Below are 15,602 nucleotides of genomic sequence, written 5' to 3'. Positions count from 1 at the left end.
GATAGTAATTTATATTTCATGGAAAAGGAGTAATAACTTATGAACTTTTTTAAAAGAGCAATATTAAGCATAAAAAGTAGGCTGTCAAAAACACTACTACTATTTACAGTTATAACCACAATATGTCTACTAGTATTGTCTGGTATATCAATTCAAACTGCTAGCAAAGCTGCTGGAGTTCTAGCAAGACAACAACTTGGAGCTGAGGTAACATTAAAAGTTGACACTCAGAAAATGAGAGAAAGTATGATTAAATCAAAAGAATCTTCACCTTCTGGTACTCCAAATGGTGAGCCTCCAAGCGTTGAAAGAATGAAACCTACTATGACACCTATTTCAACTGAATACATAGATGAATTATTAAAATCAGAATATATAGAAGGATACTTGGCTCAATCAAGTACAAGCTTATTAGCTAGCAACTTCACTGCTGTTGGAAGTTCTGATAATGAAGACTCTACAACTGAAGAATCTAATTCTAAAGTACCTCAATTTGGGCAAGGCGGTAAAATAGGTAATATTGGAGATGTTACATTAACTGGTGTTTCTAATTTAGAACAAACATCATCTTTTAAAAAAAATAACATTTCTATGGTTGAAGGTGAAGCTATAACTGATAAAACGACTTCTAATGTTGCTATTATAGAAGAAGCTCTAGCTTCTGAGAATGATTTAAGCGTAGGAGATACAATAACTGTAGGTTCTACATCTGATGAAGATACTACATATGATTTAAAAATAATTGGTATCTATACTTCTAATGAAGATTTTACTGAACAAGCTATGATGAATACAGCTGTTAGCCCATACAACAATATCTATACTAATTTAGAAACAATTTCTAATATAAAAGGTTCTGATTATGAAAATGCTGTTGATAGTGCTATATTTTACCTAAATGACCCAACTAATGTTGATTCATTTATAGCTGATGCCAAAGAAAACTCTTCTATAGACTTTGATACTTTTACATTGGATGCAAACGATGCAGCTTATGAGCAAATGTTAGGTCCTATCGAAAATATAAGCTCATTCTCTAAAATAGCAGTATATGTTATATCAATAGCTGGTGGTTTAATTTTAACTTTAATAATAATGTTATCAATTAGAGATAGAAACCAAGAAATAGGTATACTTCTTTCTCTTGGCGAAAAGAAGCCTAAAATAATTGCTCAATTTGCAGTAGAAATCCTATTAATACTAGTTTTATCCTTAGGAGCATCTTCATTATTAGGAAACTCAACTAGTAATATAGTTGCAAACCAACTTTTATCTTCTGAAATTTCATCTTCTGAAAATAGTAATGAAGTAAACGCTGCAGAAATGCCTGGTGGAGATAGAGGTTCAAATAAGGGATTCGGAGGAATGTTCTCAAAACCTAATTCTGATGTGGATGTAATAGATGAGCTTGATGTTTCTGTTTCAAGTAATGATTTCTTTAAAATGGCTGTATTAGGAACTACTATCTCATTAATAGCAACTTGCGTACCAGCAGTTACAGTAATGAGACTTAACCCAAAAAATATCTTAAGTAAACATAGTTAGGAGGATTATATGAATACAATACTAGAATTTAAAAATATAACTTATTCTTACAATAACAATTCTGTTATCTTAGATAAAGTCAATGCAACATTTAAACAAGGTAAATTTTATACAATAATAGGTCCCTCTGGTTCTGGTAAGACAACATTCTTATCATTAGCTGCTGGGCTTGATAAAGCTAATTCTGGATCAATTTTATTTGATAATAGAAATATAAATAGTATAGGTTTATCTAACTATAGAAATAAGTATATCTCTATAATATTCCAAAGTTATAATCTTTTAACATATATGAGTGCCTTAGATAATATTATTTGTGCTATGGAAATAAAAGATACAAAATGCCCTAATAAAAAAGAAAAAGCTATAGAAATACTTAAACAAGTTGGTTTAACTGAAGAACAAGGAAAGCAAAAAGTTTTAACGTTAAGTGGTGGTCAACAACAAAGAGTTGCCATTGCAAGAGCCTTGGCTACTGAATCAAACTTAATATTAGCTGATGAAGCTACTGGAAACTTAGATGAAAATACTTCAAATGAGATAATATCAATCTTTGAGAAATTAGTAAAGGAGCATAATAAAACTGTAATACTAGTAACTCACAATAATGAAATTGCTAAAAAATCCGATATAACTTATCTGGTTAAAAATAAACAATTACTTCAAACGCAAGTCTGCTAATAAAAAATCACTAGCTTAGTAAATTACTACCAAGCTAGTGATTTTATTATGATACTTTACTTGTATTTTCTTTTGTCTTTTTTAATCTTGGTATTCCAAATATTATTGAACCAATACCACATACTAACATTAACATTGGATAATGCAAGTATTTTATTATCTCAACAGCAGACACTCCAACTATTCCAGCTGCTGTAACAAGTTGTGCCCCATAAGGTATCATTCCTTGCCAACAAGCTGAGAATATATCAAGTATACTTGCAGTTTTTCTTGGATCTATATCGTATTGCTCCGCTATATCTTTAGCTAAAGGTCCCGCAGTTACTATTGCTATAGTATTGTTTGCAGTACATAAATCTACAACACTTACTAATGCAGCTATTCCAAACTCTGCACCTTTTTTACTATTTATTCTACTAGTTATAAAGTTAAGTAAGAAATCTATTCCTCCATTGTGCTTCATTAAGCCAACAACTCCACCAACTATTAAGACTAATATACATAATTCCTGCATACCTGCCATACCACCAGATACAGCTTGAATTAGTCCAGATAAATCAAGAGAACCTGTAGTCATTCCTACAACTCCAGCAAATAATATTCCTCCTCCAAGTAAAACAAAAACATTAACTCCACATAAAGCTCCTACTAAGACCGCTATATACGGAACAACTTTAATAAATTCATAGGAATACGTTTGCCCTGCGGACCCTTTATATCCACTAGTCATTACAGCAAGTAATATTACTGTAAGTATTGCCGCTGGTAAAACTATTAAAAAGTTAACCTTGAACTTATCTTTTAGATCACACCCTTGAGTTCTAGATGCTGCTATTGTAGTATCAGATATCATTGATAAGTTATCACCAAACATAGCACCACCAACTATAGCTCCTGTTACTAAAGCTACTGGTATTCCAGTCTTTTCAGCTATACCAAGTCCTATTGGAGCAAGAGCTGCTATTGTTCCTACTGATGTTCCCATTGATATAGATATAAAACTTCCTATTACAAATAATCCTGCAACTAAAAGGTTTGGAGGTAATACAGATAAACTTAAATTAACAGTTGAATCAACTCCACCCATAGCCTTTGCAACACTACCGAATGCTCCAGCTAATAAGAATATTACTAACATTAGAACTATATTAGGGTCTCCTGCACTCTTACAGAATATATCCATTTTAGTGTCAAACTTTTCATTTCTGTTAAATAATAATGCAACTCCAGATGCTATCATAAAAGCAACCAAAACTGGCATTTGATAAAAATCTCCTGTTATAATACCGCTACCAACAAATAAAACTAAAAATACAACAATAGGTAATAATGCCAATGGATTTCCTTTGGAAACATTTTTGTTCATACTTTTTTCTCCCCTTAATTAATTTTTATAATATTTATATATTATTGATTGAATTTCTCCATCAAAATAGGTCTAGATAATACTTAAAGTATTACCTAAACTTCTATTCTGATGAAACTATTGTCAATATTATAATCTTTTAGTTCTGATAAAATATTCTCGCCTAGCATTCATAATAATGTTGTTAATAGGTTAGATTATATTTCTTCTCCACATCTAGCTAATAGTTCATTCCATCTTCTATCTACTTCAGCTTGGAATTCTTCTATTAAATGCTCATTACCCTTTTTGAATAAATGCTTAAATCTACCTTGCGGCTTTAGAAACTCTTCAATTGGAAGTTTTTTCTTTGGTCTATAATTTAATATCCATTTTCCATCTATAACTTCAAATAGTGGCCAGTAGCAAGTTTCTACTGCTAATTCACATATTTTCATCATATCTTCTGCTGGATATCTCCATCCTCTTGGACATGGTGCCATTACATTTAAGAATGCTGCACCTTCTGTATATATAGCTTTTTCAGATTTAGTGTGTAAATCTTTAAAGTTCTTTATAAATGTTGTTTGAGCGACATATGGAACATCATGTGATGCTATTATAGCTGCTAAATCTTTTCTATTTTGAGGTTTTCCAGGTGATTCACTTCCTACTGGAGTTGTTGTAGTATCTGCATACATCGGTGTTGCAGATGAGCGTTGGATACCTGTGTTCATGTAAGCACCATTATCATAGCATACATATACCATATCGTGGTTTCTTTCCATAGCACCTGATAATGATTGGAATCCTATATCATAAGTTCCACCATCGCCACCAAATGCTATAAATTTATAACTATCATCTATCTTGCCTTTTCTCTTCATTGCTTTATAAGCAGCTTCTACTCCACTTATTGTAGCTGCAGCATTCTCAAAAGCATTGTGTATAAAAGAGTCCTTCCATGCTGTATAAGGATACATAAAAGTAGAAACTTCTAAACATCCTGTTGCACTTCCTATTACTGCGTGATCTTCTTCTTTTAGTCCACGTAGTACGTTTCTTACAGCAATAGTTCCTCCACATCCGGCGCACATTCTATGCCCACCAGCTAATCTTTCTGGCTTATTCATTACATCCTTAAAATTATAACTCATCTTCACACCCCCCTAATCTCTTACTGATAAATAACGATACTCTTCTCCTAGCTCACCACTGTTATCTATTTTTTCAAGTTCGTTAAATACTTCTTCCACGTTCTCAACCCTAACATCTCTACCGCCTAATCCATAAATATAATTTACAACTTTAGGTCCATTGTCTAAACTGTAAAGTGCTCCTTTAACTTCCGCTCCTAGCGGTCCCCCATAAGCATTAAAGCCTTCACATCTATCCATTACAGCTAAAACTTTTACATTTTTTAATGCTTCTCTTATTTCTTCGGCTGGGAAAGGTCTAAATAGTCTAATTTTTAACAATCCAACTTTCTTTCCTTCAGCTCTCATTTTATCTATTGCATCTTTTGCAGTTCCTGCTGCAGAGTTTATTATAACTATTGCATAATCTGCATCATCTAATTTGTATTCTTCAAATAGTCCGTAGCTTCTTCCTGATATTTTTTCAAAGTCTTTTGCAACTTCTAAAGCTACTCTCTTAGCATTTTTCATAGCCTGAGCTTGCTGTCTCTTGTGCTCCATGTAATAAGATGTTACATCATAAGCACCAGTAGACATTGGTCTTTTAGCATTTAGTAGGTAATTTTCTGGAGTGTATTCTCCTACAAAATCTTTTACTAAAGAATCTTCTATTAATTTTATATTTTCAACAGCATGGCTTGTTATAAATCCATCTTGGCAAACCATTACTGGTAATTGTACATCTTTATGTTCCCCTATTCTTACAGCTTGTATAAAGTTATCATAAGCTTCTTGGTTATTTTCAGAATAAATTTGTATCCATCCTGCATCTCTTGCTCCCATACTATCGGAGTGGTCACAGTTTATATTTATTGGACCTGATAAAGCCCTATTTACTAAAGCTAATGTTATTGGAAGTCTGTTAGATGCTGCTATGTATAATTCTTCCCACATAAGTGCTAGACCACAAGATGATGTTGCTGTCATTGTTCTAGCACCTGCTGATTGAGCACCAACAGCTGCACTCATTGCACTATGCTCACTTTCTACTGGAACAAATTCAGTTTGTACTTCACCATTAGCCACATATGATGAGAAATATTGTGGTATTTCTGTTGAAGGAGTTATAGGGAATGCTGGAAATACATCTGGATGTATTTGCTTTATAGCAATTGCTACTGCCTCATTTCCTGATAATCTCTCCCTTATTCCTGCAGGTTCTACTGCTCTTTCATTTTCCATTACTGCTGTAGTAGACATCTAAACTTCCTCCTTTACCATTTCTATAGCATCGAAAGGACATACTTTTGCACATATTCCACATCCTTTACAGTGCATAAGATCAAACTCTGCTCTTTTCTTGTTTTCTACAGGAATAGAACTATCTGGACATACAGGAACACATAATAAACATTGCTTACATTTATCTTCTATAAATATAGGCTTATCCACTCTCCATTCTCCTGTATTAAATTCTTGTGAAGTTCCTCCAGCATATACGTTTCCTGCTGGTGTTATATCCTTCCAAGATATATTTTCAGTAATAATTTCACTTATTTTCTTATCCATCTATTCTACCTCCTCTAGAGCCAATTTTAAAGCTTCCATATTTCCACCTATAACCTCTGGTTTAGATGCAAATTTGTGTTTGAAAGAAGTCTTCATTTCGTCTAAAAATGTGTCTAAAGGCATAATATTTGCTACTTTTACTATTGATGCAAGCATTGGTGAATTTGGGAAATATTTTCCTAAAGCTTTTTCTGATATTCCTCTTGCGTCTACCGTAAACAATTTACCTTCATATCCTTTAAGGTGTTTTTTGATTTCCTCTTTTGGCTTAGATGTATTTACTATAATTGCTCCATCCTTTTTTAGTCCCTTAGTTACATCTACTGCTTCTAATAAGGTTTCATCAACAACTACTACAAATTGTGGCTCATATATATTTGAGTGAACTCTTATTTCTGAGTCACTTATTCTGTTATAAGCAGTTATTGGTGCCCCCATTCTCTCCGGACCATATTCTGGGAAACCTTGTACATACTTTCCTGTACTAAATGCAACATCTGCTAGTAGTAATGCAGCTGTCTTTGCACCTTGACCTCCCCTTCCATGCCATCTGATCTCTATTGTATTATTCACCATAATACCCCCTTAAATATAATAGCTTTAACGCTTATTTTTATGGTAACACTGCAAATTAGTTTCTGTCAATAAAAGTAAAATAACGTTTTCAATATTCTTATATTATCGTATTTTGAAATATTAATATTATTTAGTAGGACTATATTTAAGATTTCAATTATCAGACAATTAATTTTATCTGATTATGGAAATCTTAATATATCCACTATGATAAATTGCTTATCATAGTGGATCATTAACTTCATAATGAGTTATCACTTAAAATCTGTTTAATATATAAATATCATAACTTAAGTATGAGTTTCTATAATCTATCTAAACCTTGCTTTAGGTCAGCTATTATATCTTCTGCATCTTCAAGCCCTACAGATATTCTTATTAATCCTTCAGATATTCCAGCCTCTGCTCTTTCTTCTGGAGTATATGGAGAATGAGTCATTGATGCAGGATGCTGAATTAATGTTTCACAATCACCTAAGCTAACTGCAAGTGTACATAATTCTAAAGAGTTTAATAATTTCTTACCAGCTTCAAGTCCACCTTTAACCTCAAATGCAATCATTCCACCTGGCATATCCATTTGCTTTTGAGCTAATTCATATTGTGGGAAACTTTCTAATCCTGGATAGTTAACTAACTCTACATTTTCATGAGATTCTAAAAATTTAGCAACTTCCATAGCATTCTTAGTGTGTCTATCCATTCTTATTTGTAAAGTTTTCATACCTCTCATTATTAAATATGCATCGAATGGAGAAAGAACAGCACCAGTCATATCTTTAACACCAAATAATCTTACTTGGTCTATAAACTCTTTTTTACCAACAACAAATCCAGCTATAACATCTCCATGTCCGTTTAAGTATTTAGTAGCAGAGTGAAGGACAACATCAGCTCCAAGTTCTAATGGTCTTTGTATATATGGAGTACAGAAAGTATTATCAACCATAACCATACACCCTTCTACTTCATGTCCTATCTTTGATATAGCTTCTATATCTACTAACTTTAAGTCTGGATTTGCTGGAGTTTCTAAGTAAACAACTTTAGTATTTTCTTTCATAGCTGATCTTACTTCATCTAAATTAGCAGCATCAACAAATGTAACTTCAACCCCATATCTACTTATTCCATGATTTAATAATGCATAAGTACATCCATATAAAGTTTTACTTGCTACTATATGGTCCCCTGCCTTTAATGCAGTCCATAATGCTGAAGTTATAGCTCCCATTCCTGAAGCAGTTGATAAACAAGCTTCTCCTTTTTCAAGTAATGCTATTTTTTCTTCTAATTGCATATTTGTAGGATTTCCTAGTCTTGAATATATAAAACCGTCTTCTTCAAGTGCAAATCTTCTTCCTCCTTGTTCTGCACTATCGAATACGAAAGTTGATGTTTGGAATATAGGTGTAGTTAATGCTCCTGAAACTGGATCTTTTTTATGTCCTCCGTGTATAGCCTGAGTTGCAAATTTTTTATTTTTTAAGTTTTCCATTTTAAGTTCCCCCTATAATTTATCTTAATATAATTTATAATTATTTTTGTTTACGCTATATTATAAAAGCAACTCTCATGCCAAATTTCTAATTAAAGTTTTAAAAAATTATTTTTTATTTTTTATTTCCGAACATATTGAAATAAACCCATTCTTTAAAAACGTTTTCACATAAATATTTTAAGGCTGTTTTAAATTAATTTTATATGTTGTAAAGAAATCTTTACATATTTTCCAAACTCCGTAAATAATTCTTTACATTTGTAAATAATTATTTACACTATTCTTTTATATTATATTTATTAATTTTATTCATAACTGCGGTATGTGAAATTCCAAGTATCTTAGCACTTTCTCTATAACTTTTATTATCATTATATACTTTCATAATTATCTCTTTCTCATACTTCTCCATCTCTTCTTTTAAAGATTTAAAATCCTGCTCTTCTTCAATTAAATCATCTACAATATCCTCATCCTTATATATACAGTCAATAATAATATCTTGTCTAGTTAATACGTCTCCATTACATAAATTCATAGCTCTTTCTACCGCATTTTGTAACTCTCTTACATTCCCAGGCCAATCATAATTCATTAATTCGTCTAAGAAATCCTTTTTGAACCCTCTTATATTAGTTCTAAGTTTCTTATTAAGTTTATTTATAAAAAAGTGAACTAATATAGGTATATCATCTAATCTCTCTTTCAAGCTTGGAATTTTTATTGGAATAACATTTAATCTATAATATAAATCTTCTCTAAACTCTCCATCTTTTATCATCTTCTCAAGGTTTTTATGAGTTGCTGCAATAACCCTTACATCAACACCTTCTTCTTTACTACTACCTATCTTTCTTATTTTTCCTTCTTGTAGTACCCTTAGAAGTTTTGCTTGTAAAAGCATTGATAATTCTCCTATTTCATCTAAAAAAATAGTTCCTTCATTTGCTTCCTTAAAAAGACCTTCCTTTCCATTTTGCATAGCTCCTGTAAAACTGCCCTTCTCATATCCAAATAATTCACTTTCTAGTAAACTGTCTGGTAAAGCTGCACAGTTAATAGCAACAAAACGTTTATCTCTCCTATCACTTAAATCATGTATAGCATTTGCAAAAAGCTCCTTACCAGTACCACTATCTCCTCTTAGTAAGACGGTTGAATTACTTTTTGATATAGATATGGTCATATTCTTTACCTTTTCAATGCTCTTACTATTGCCTATTATATTTTTAAAAGGTCCATCATTATTTTTATTAATTATATTCACAAGCTCTCTAGCTTTGTTTACATCTTTTATTGAGACTACAGCCCCTATTGTTTCATCATTATCATTAGTTATCCTTCTACCAGTAGTTATATAATTACTTTTTATATCATTATGTTTTATGCTAGACTTAATGTTATCATATTCATAACCGTATCTAATTAAATCTACAATTACATCTTCTTCACCAACAATATCCCTTATATCTCTACCTATAACATCTTCTTTTTTATAATTAAACAACTCTTCACAGTAATTATTAAATATATTAATTTCGAAATTTTTATCAATAGAAATTATGCCTTCATCTACGGAATCAATTACAGCCAATAACTTCTGCTCATTCTTTTCATGATCTAGAAGTTCTATTTCTTTTATAAAAATAACATCCTCAATTCCACTAATTTCTTCCTTAAGATTTTTTTTAGTTGCATAATCTATATCATTAATTTTTATACAAACCTTTTCTGTAAAAACCTCCATAGAAACTAAATCTATATCTCTATTATAAATTTTACATAGTATTTCAGTAGTTATACCTAGTCTATCTCTAGTACTTATCTCAAATCTAATCATAAAAATATCTCCCCTATTTTACACCAAGGATTTATCTTGATGTATAATATATTACATTTTCATTATATTTCATTTATTCAACATAAAAAAGTGGCAATTCATTTGTATGAACTGCCACCATTATCATAATATTTATCTTATAAAATTCATAAATGTTTTATTTTCTTGTTCTGGCGCTTCTATAGAATCCTTGCCAAACTCAACAAGTCTCATTAGCCAAGACATATTCTTACCTAATACTCTCATTATTTGCATACCTTCTTCATCATTAAGTGTTTCAGCTGGTTTCGTTCCATATGCAACATTCCAATAATTAGATGTTGGCATCAGCATTTCAGAATAATTAATATAATTATTTAATTGATCAAAAGTTGGTATCCCTCCTGACCTTCTTACTGCAACTACACTTGCACCAACTTTATGTCTAAACATTCCTCCATTAGATGAACCTACATAAAATGCACGATCTAAGAATGACTTCATAGTTCCAGCTATAGCTGAATAATATACTGGCGATCCTAATATTATCCCATCTGCATCTTTCATTTTTTGAATCCATTCATTTACTTCATCTGTTTCTATAACACATCTTTCATTTTTATTTCTTGCACATCCACCACAAGCTAAACATCCACGTACTAATTTATTTCCTACGTGAACAATCTCTACTTCTATCCCATCTTTTTCTAATTCTGTTGCTACAGTTTTTATAGCGTTATAAGTATTCCCTTCTTTTTTAGGACTTCCATTAAATGCGACTACTTTCATGATATTTGCCTCCATATAATATATTTATTTCATGAGACTATTATATGGATACTATAAATACCCTACAAGTACGCACTTTTTAGTTAGGCTACTTACTATTAAGTAAGAATTGCTATAATCTATATGATTTATGTGAAAAATAAATTTAACTTATAGTATAATATAACTTATTTAAAATAAAATTATATAAAAGATGATTAGCAGGTAGGTAAAATTAATGATTCATTATAATGGTAAAGAGTTTATATGTTTATTAGATTTTGCAATGGAATTTATTAGAGGTAAATGGAAATCTATTTTATTATGCCATTTATATGAAGGGCCTAAAAGATTTTTAGAACTTCAGAAATCTATTGAAGGTTTAAGTCAGAAAGTTTTAAATGAAAAACTTAAAGAACTTGAAGGTGAAGGTTTGATAAATAAAATTATATATGCTGAAATCCCACCTAAAGTAGAGTACTTTTTAACTGATAAAGGAAAAGAACTTTATGAAATTATTGCACCTCTTAAAAAGTGGTCTATTAAATACTATCCTGATATAGATGAAAAAGGTGAATAAATAAAAAACCCAGAACATTGAGCATTTTCAGCTTAATGGTCTGGGCATTTTTTATATTAAAATAATACTTTTAAAAATTACTTCTTTAAGTTGTAGAAAGAATTTAATCCACAGTATCTAGCTTGTTCTCCAACCATTTCTTCTATTCTTAATAATTGGTTGTACTTAGCTACTCTATCAGTTCTTGATGGAGCACCAGTTTTTATTTGTCCAGCATTTACAGCTACAGCTAAGTCAGCTATAGTAGTATCTTCTGTTTCTCCAGATCTGTGAGATATAACTGCAGTGTATCCAGCTCTCTTAGCCATTTCTATAGCATCTAAAGTTTCAGTTATTGTACCTATTTGGTTAACTTTAACTAATATAGAGTTAGCAACACCAGCTTCTATTCCTCTTTCTAATCTTTCAGTGTTAGTAACAAATAAGTCATCTCCAACTAATTGTAATTTCTTTCCTAATCTATCAGTTAATAACTTCCATCCATCCCAATCTTCTTCATCTAAACCATCTTCTATAGTTACTATTGGGAAGTTGTTAGCCCAATCTTCATATAAATCAACCATTTCAGCTGCAGTTAATTCTTTTCCTTCTCCAGCTAAAACATATTTTTTAGTTTCTTTGTTGTACATTTCTGTAGCAGCAACATCAAGACCTAACATAACATCTTTTCCTGGCTCATATCCAGCCTTAGATATCGCATCAACTATTAATTCTAAAGCGGCTCTGTTTGAACTTAGGTTTGGAGCAAATCCACCTTCATCACCTACACCACAAGCTAATCCATTATCAGCTAAAACTTTCTTTAAAGAGTGGAATACTTCTGCACCCATTCTTAAAGCTTCTCTGAATGTTGGAGCTCCAACTGGTAATATCATAAATTCTTGAACATCTACATTATTATCAGCATGCTCTCCACCATTTATTATATTCATCATTGGTACTGGTAATTGCTTAGCATTTACTCCACCTATGTATTGGAATAATGGTAATCCTAATTCTTCTGCAGCAGCTCTAGCTACAGCCATAGATACACCAAGTATAGCATTAGCTCCTAATTTACCTTTATTTGGAGTTCCATCTAATTCTATCATAACTGCATCTACTGCTGGTTGATCGAAACAATCCATACCTTCTAATTCTGGAGCTATTATTTCGTTAACGTTTTCAACAGCCTTTTCTACACCTTTTCCTAGGTATCTTCCTTTGTCACCATCTCTTAATTCAACAGCTTCAAAAGCTCCTGTTGATGCTCCTGATGGTACTATTGCTCTACCCATAGTTCCACTTTCTAATATAACCTCAACTTCTACAGTCGGATTTCCCCTTGAATCTAATACTTCTCTTGCTAATACTGCTTCTATAACTGACATTTACCTTACCTCCGAGATTTATATGTAATTAGATAGTAGATTAAAAAAACCTACTATCTATTGTTTGCATCTATTTATAAATTTATAAATTATTTATATCTATATAGTTTCAACCTTTATTAAGTTAGTAGTTCCACTTGTTGCAACTGGTACTCCTGCAGTTATAACTACTAAGTCACCTTCAGCTAAATAGTTCTTTTCTTTACCTGCATTTATTGCGCTAGATATAACTTCATCTGTATTTTTACCATTTTCACATGCTACTGGTAATACGCCCCAAGTTAATGATAATTGTCTCATTACTCTTTCGTTATCAGTTGTAGCTACTATTGGGCATTGTGGTCTAAACTTAGAAACCATTCTTGCTGTATGTCCTGAAGATGTTGCACTTACTATAGCTTTTGCATTTAAATCTATAGCAGTTGTACAAGTTGAGTAGCTTATCGCGTCTGTTACATTAGCATTAGCTAAGCTCTTATTTCTTAAGTTTTTGTTGTAATCTATAGTTTCTTCAGTTCTTTTAGCTATTGTAGCCATAGTTTTAACTGCTTCTACTGGATATTTACCTGCAGCAGTTTCTCCTGAAAGCATTATAGCATCTGTTCCATCATATATAGCATTGGCAACGTCAGTTACTTCTGCTCTTGTTGGTCTAGGATTTCTCATCATAGAATCAAGCATTTGAGTAGCTGTTATAACTGGCTTTCCTGCTTCATTACATTTCTTTATCATTAACTTTTGAACGACAGGTATCTCTTCAGTTGGTATTTCAACTCCTAAGTCACCTCTTGCAACCATTATACCATCAGATACAGCTATTATTTCATCTAAGTTATCTACACCTTCTTGGTTTTCTATCTTAGATATTATTTTTATATCTGTGGCATTATTTTCTTCTAATATTTCTCTTATAGCTAATACATCAGATACTTTTCTTACGAAAGATGCTGCTATAAAATCAATTCCTTGTTCTATACCGAACTCTATATCACTTCTATCTTTTTCAGTTATTGCAGGTAGGTTAACCTTTACCCCCGGTACGTTAACACCCTTGTGATTTTTCACTATTCCTGAATTTTCAACTACACAAACTATGTCGTCTCCGTTAACTTCTTTAACTGTAAGACCTACTAAACCATCATCTATTAATATAGTATTTCCTGGTTCTACATCTTCAGCTAAACCTTTATAACTTACTGTACACATTTCTTTACTTCCCATAACATCTTTCATTGTTATAGTGAAAGTTTGACCTTCTTCTAAAAGAACTTCTGGAGCATCAAATTGTCCTGTTCTTATTTCTGGACCTTTAGTATCTAAAAGTATAGCTGTAGGTTGACCTAATTCTTCTCTTACTTTTTTAACTAAATCCATTCTACCCTTGTGTTCTTCATGAGATCCATGAGAAAAGTTCATTCTGCATACATTTAATCCATTTTCTATAAGCGCTCTAAGAGTTTCTTCTTTTTCACTTGCTGGACCTAAAGTACATACTATTTTAGTTCTTTTTGTGTTGTTTATCATAGTGCTTTCTCCTATACTCCCGAATATATACTGATACACTTGTATACTAGTATCTACTCATCATTGTAATTAATATTTATATTCCATTTCTTATTATACATTTTTTTACAAGACTTTTAAAGATTTATGAAGTTAATTTTTTTAATAATTTTAATATAAATATAATCTAACTTCTAACATTGTATTTATTTTATTAAATCTATAATGTTTGGTTAACAACTTGCATGAAAATAGCGAATTATTAAAATTCGCTATTTTATAATTTTATGGTATTAAGCTTTAACTAAATCTTCGTGTCTAACAACCTCAGCATTAGCTAACTTTTCATAGTATTTTACTAAACTTGAGTGATCTTTTTGTCCTAACCCATCTACTTTTAAAGCTTGCATCATTTCCATAACTGAAGAAGTTAATGGTAATGGAGCTCCAACTTCATGAGCTGTTTCTAATACATTTCCTAAGTCCTTTATATGTAAATCTATTCTGAATCCTGGTTCGAAGTTTCTATCCATAACCATCTTAGATTTAGCATCTAAAACTGTACTTCCAGCAAGTCCTCCTCTTATAGCTTGGTAAACTAATTCTGGGTCAACACCAGCTTTAGTAGCTAATATATAAGCTTCTGACATAGCTGCTATATTTAATGCAACTATAGTTTGGTTAGCTAATTTAGTTATGTTACCAGCTCCTATTTCACCTGTATAAACAACAGATCCAGCCATTGCATCCATTACATTGTAGCAAGCATCGAATACTTCTTTTTCTCCACCAACCATTACAGATATTGTTCCATCTATAGCTTTTGGTTCTCCACCACTTACTGGTGCATCTATCATTTTTATTCCTTTTTTAGCTAATTCTCCATGTATTTCTCTACTTACTAATGGAGCTATTGAACTCATATCTATAACTACTAAACCTTCTTTAGCTCCTTCTATTACACCATTTTCTCCTAAAACAACTTCCTTAACATGTGGAGAATTTGGAAGCATAGTTATAACAGCTTCAACTTGTTCTGCAACTTCTTTTGGAGTAGATGCAGCTTTAGCTCCTAAAGATACTAATTCATCTACTACTTCTTGTTTTCTATCTAATACAACAAGTTCAAAACCTGCTTTTATAAGGTTTTTACTCATTGGTCTACCCATTATTCCTAATCCTATAAATCCTATTCTTTTCATATTCATT

At 31.6% G+C, this 15,602-nt stretch carries 13 protein-coding genes and 1 pseudogene; 3 read left to right on the top strand and 11 right to left on the bottom strand.

The features are described from left to right. The first annotated feature begins 39 nt into the window (after positions 1–39). Positions 40–1,545, top strand: a complete 1,506-nt coding sequence (locus H8923_RS10050; RefSeq protein ID WP_153924394.1) for an ABC transporter permease — start codon at positions 40–42, stop codon at positions 1,543–1,545. Positions 1,546–1,554: 9 nt separating this feature from the next. Further along, positions 1,555–2,226 carry an ABC transporter ATP-binding protein gene (locus H8923_RS10045; RefSeq protein ID WP_153924391.1) on the top strand — a complete coding sequence of 224 codons (672 nt, stop codon included), beginning with the start codon at positions 1,555–1,557 and terminating at the stop codon, positions 2,224–2,226. Positions 2,227–2,272: 46 nt separating this feature from the next. Here H8923_RS10045 and H8923_RS10040 read toward each other — a convergent pair whose 3' ends face one another. The 8 genes from H8923_RS10040 to H8923_RS10005 all read right to left on the bottom strand — a co-directional run bounded on the left by H8923_RS10040 (position 2,273) and on the right by H8923_RS10005 (position 10,961). Beyond that, a complete protein-coding gene (locus tag H8923_RS10040; protein WP_153924388.1) occupies positions 2,273–3,592 on the bottom strand; it encodes a Na+/H+ antiporter NhaC family protein in 1,320 nt (439 codons plus the stop codon). A gap of 197 nt (positions 3,593–3,789) precedes the next feature. Continuing rightward, positions 3,790–4,728: a thiamine pyrophosphate-dependent enzyme gene (locus H8923_RS10035; RefSeq protein ID WP_153924386.1), complete on the bottom strand. Its 939-nt coding sequence runs from the start codon at positions 4,726–4,728 to the stop codon at positions 3,790–3,792. A 12-nt stretch (positions 4,729–4,740) separates the two neighbouring features. After that, on the bottom strand, positions 4,741–5,967 hold the full coding sequence (locus H8923_RS10030; protein ID WP_243139882.1) for a pyruvate ferredoxin oxidoreductase: 1,227 nt from the start codon (positions 5,965–5,967) through the stop codon (positions 4,741–4,743). Next, positions 5,968–6,276, bottom strand: coding sequence for a 4Fe-4S binding protein (locus H8923_RS10025; protein WP_153924383.1), 309 nt, complete (start codon positions 6,274–6,276; stop codon positions 5,968–5,970). It abuts the gene before it with no gap. Next, the gene (locus tag H8923_RS10020; RefSeq protein ID WP_153924380.1) at positions 6,277–6,852 is read right to left on the bottom strand and encodes a 2-oxoacid:acceptor oxidoreductase family protein; all 576 of its coding nucleotides are present in this window, start codon (positions 6,850–6,852) and stop codon (positions 6,277–6,279) included. A gap of 304 nt (positions 6,853–7,156) precedes the next feature. After that, positions 7,157–8,350: a methionine gamma-lyase gene (megL, locus tag H8923_RS10015; RefSeq protein WP_153924377.1), complete on the bottom strand. Its 1,194-nt coding sequence runs from the start codon at positions 8,348–8,350 to the stop codon at positions 7,157–7,159. Positions 8,351–8,630: 280 nt separating this feature from the next. Continuing rightward, on the bottom strand, positions 8,631–10,193 hold the full coding sequence (locus H8923_RS10010; RefSeq protein ID WP_153924374.1) for a sigma 54-interacting transcriptional regulator: 1,563 nt from the start codon (positions 10,191–10,193) through the stop codon (positions 8,631–8,633). A gap of 132 nt (positions 10,194–10,325) precedes the next feature. Further along, positions 10,326–10,961, bottom strand: coding sequence for a flavodoxin family protein (locus H8923_RS10005; RefSeq protein ID WP_153924371.1), 636 nt, complete (start codon positions 10,959–10,961; stop codon positions 10,326–10,328). Between the two features lie 217 nt (positions 10,962–11,178). On the opposite strand from H8923_RS10005, the gene H8923_RS10000 reads away from it, so the two are divergent. Next, complete coding sequence (locus tag H8923_RS10000; RefSeq protein WP_153924368.1) at positions 11,179–11,520, top strand: winged helix-turn-helix transcriptional regulator; 342 nt, start codon at positions 11,179–11,181, stop codon at positions 11,518–11,520. A 77-nt stretch (positions 11,521–11,597) separates the two neighbouring features. Here H8923_RS10000 and eno read toward each other — a convergent pair whose 3' ends face one another. The 3 genes and pseudogenes from eno to garR form a co-directional block, all read right to left on the bottom strand. Next, positions 11,598–12,890 carry a phosphopyruvate hydratase gene (gene eno / locus H8923_RS09995; RefSeq protein WP_187127910.1) on the bottom strand — a complete coding sequence of 431 codons (1,293 nt, stop codon included), beginning with the start codon at positions 12,888–12,890 and terminating at the stop codon, positions 11,598–11,600. Positions 12,891–12,992: 102 nt separating this feature from the next. Beyond that, a pseudogene (pyk, locus tag H8923_RS09990) lies at positions 12,993–14,414 on the bottom strand (pyruvate kinase); the annotation flags it as partial. 272 nt (positions 14,415–14,686) lie between these two features. Further along, the gene (gene garR / locus H8923_RS09985; RefSeq protein WP_317982866.1) at positions 14,687–15,595 is read right to left on the bottom strand and encodes a 2-hydroxy-3-oxopropionate reductase; all 909 of its coding nucleotides are present in this window, start codon (positions 15,593–15,595) and stop codon (positions 14,687–14,689) included. Between the last annotated feature and the right edge of the window lie 7 nt (positions 15,596–15,602).

This window comes from Romboutsia faecis, from assembly GCF_014323405.1.
GTDB lineage: Bacteria > Bacillota > Clostridia > Peptostreptococcales > Peptostreptococcaceae > Romboutsia_E > Romboutsia_E faecis.
This window is presented reverse-complemented; position numbering and strand designations above follow the sequence as displayed.

Bases quoted from the DNA above. Each gene is read 5' to 3' on its own strand.
- H8923_RS10050 (WP_153924394.1), top strand. From the start codon at position 40: ATGAACTTTTTTAAAAGAGCAATATTAAGCATAAAAAGTAGGCTGTCA.
- H8923_RS10045 (WP_153924391.1), top strand. From the start codon at position 1,555: ATGAATACAATACTAGAATTTAAAAATATAACTTATTCTTACAATAAC.
- H8923_RS10040 (WP_153924388.1), bottom strand. From the start codon at position 3,592: ATGAACAAAAATGTTTCCAAAGGAAATCCATTGGCATTATTACCTATT.
- H8923_RS10035 (WP_153924386.1), bottom strand. From the start codon at position 4,728: ATGAGTTATAATTTTAAGGATGTAATGAATAAGCCAGAAAGATTAGCT.
- H8923_RS10030 (WP_243139882.1), bottom strand. From the start codon at position 5,967: ATGTCTACTACAGCAGTAATGGAAAATGAAAGAGCAGTAGAACCTGCA.
- H8923_RS10025 (WP_153924383.1), bottom strand. From the start codon at position 6,276: ATGGATAAGAAAATAAGTGAAATTATTACTGAAAATATATCTTGGAAG.
- H8923_RS10020 (WP_153924380.1), bottom strand. From the start codon at position 6,852: ATGGTGAATAATACAATAGAGATCAGATGGCATGGAAGGGGAGGTCAA.
- megL (WP_153924377.1), bottom strand. From the start codon at position 8,350: ATGGAAAACTTAAAAAATAAAAAATTTGCAACTCAGGCTATACACGGA.
- H8923_RS10010 (WP_153924374.1), bottom strand. From the start codon at position 10,193: ATGATTAGATTTGAGATAAGTACTAGAGATAGACTAGGTATAACTACT.
- H8923_RS10005 (WP_153924371.1), bottom strand. From the start codon at position 10,961: ATGAAAGTAGTCGCATTTAATGGAAGTCCTAAAAAAGAAGGGAATACT.
- H8923_RS10000 (WP_153924368.1), top strand. From the start codon at position 11,179: ATGATTCATTATAATGGTAAAGAGTTTATATGTTTATTAGATTTTGCA.
- eno (WP_187127910.1), bottom strand. From the start codon at position 12,890: ATGTCAGTTATAGAAGCAGTATTAGCAAGAGAAGTATTAGATTCAAGG.
- garR (WP_317982866.1), bottom strand. From the start codon at position 15,595: ATGAAAAGAATAGGATTTATAGGATTAGGAATAATGGGTAGACCAATG.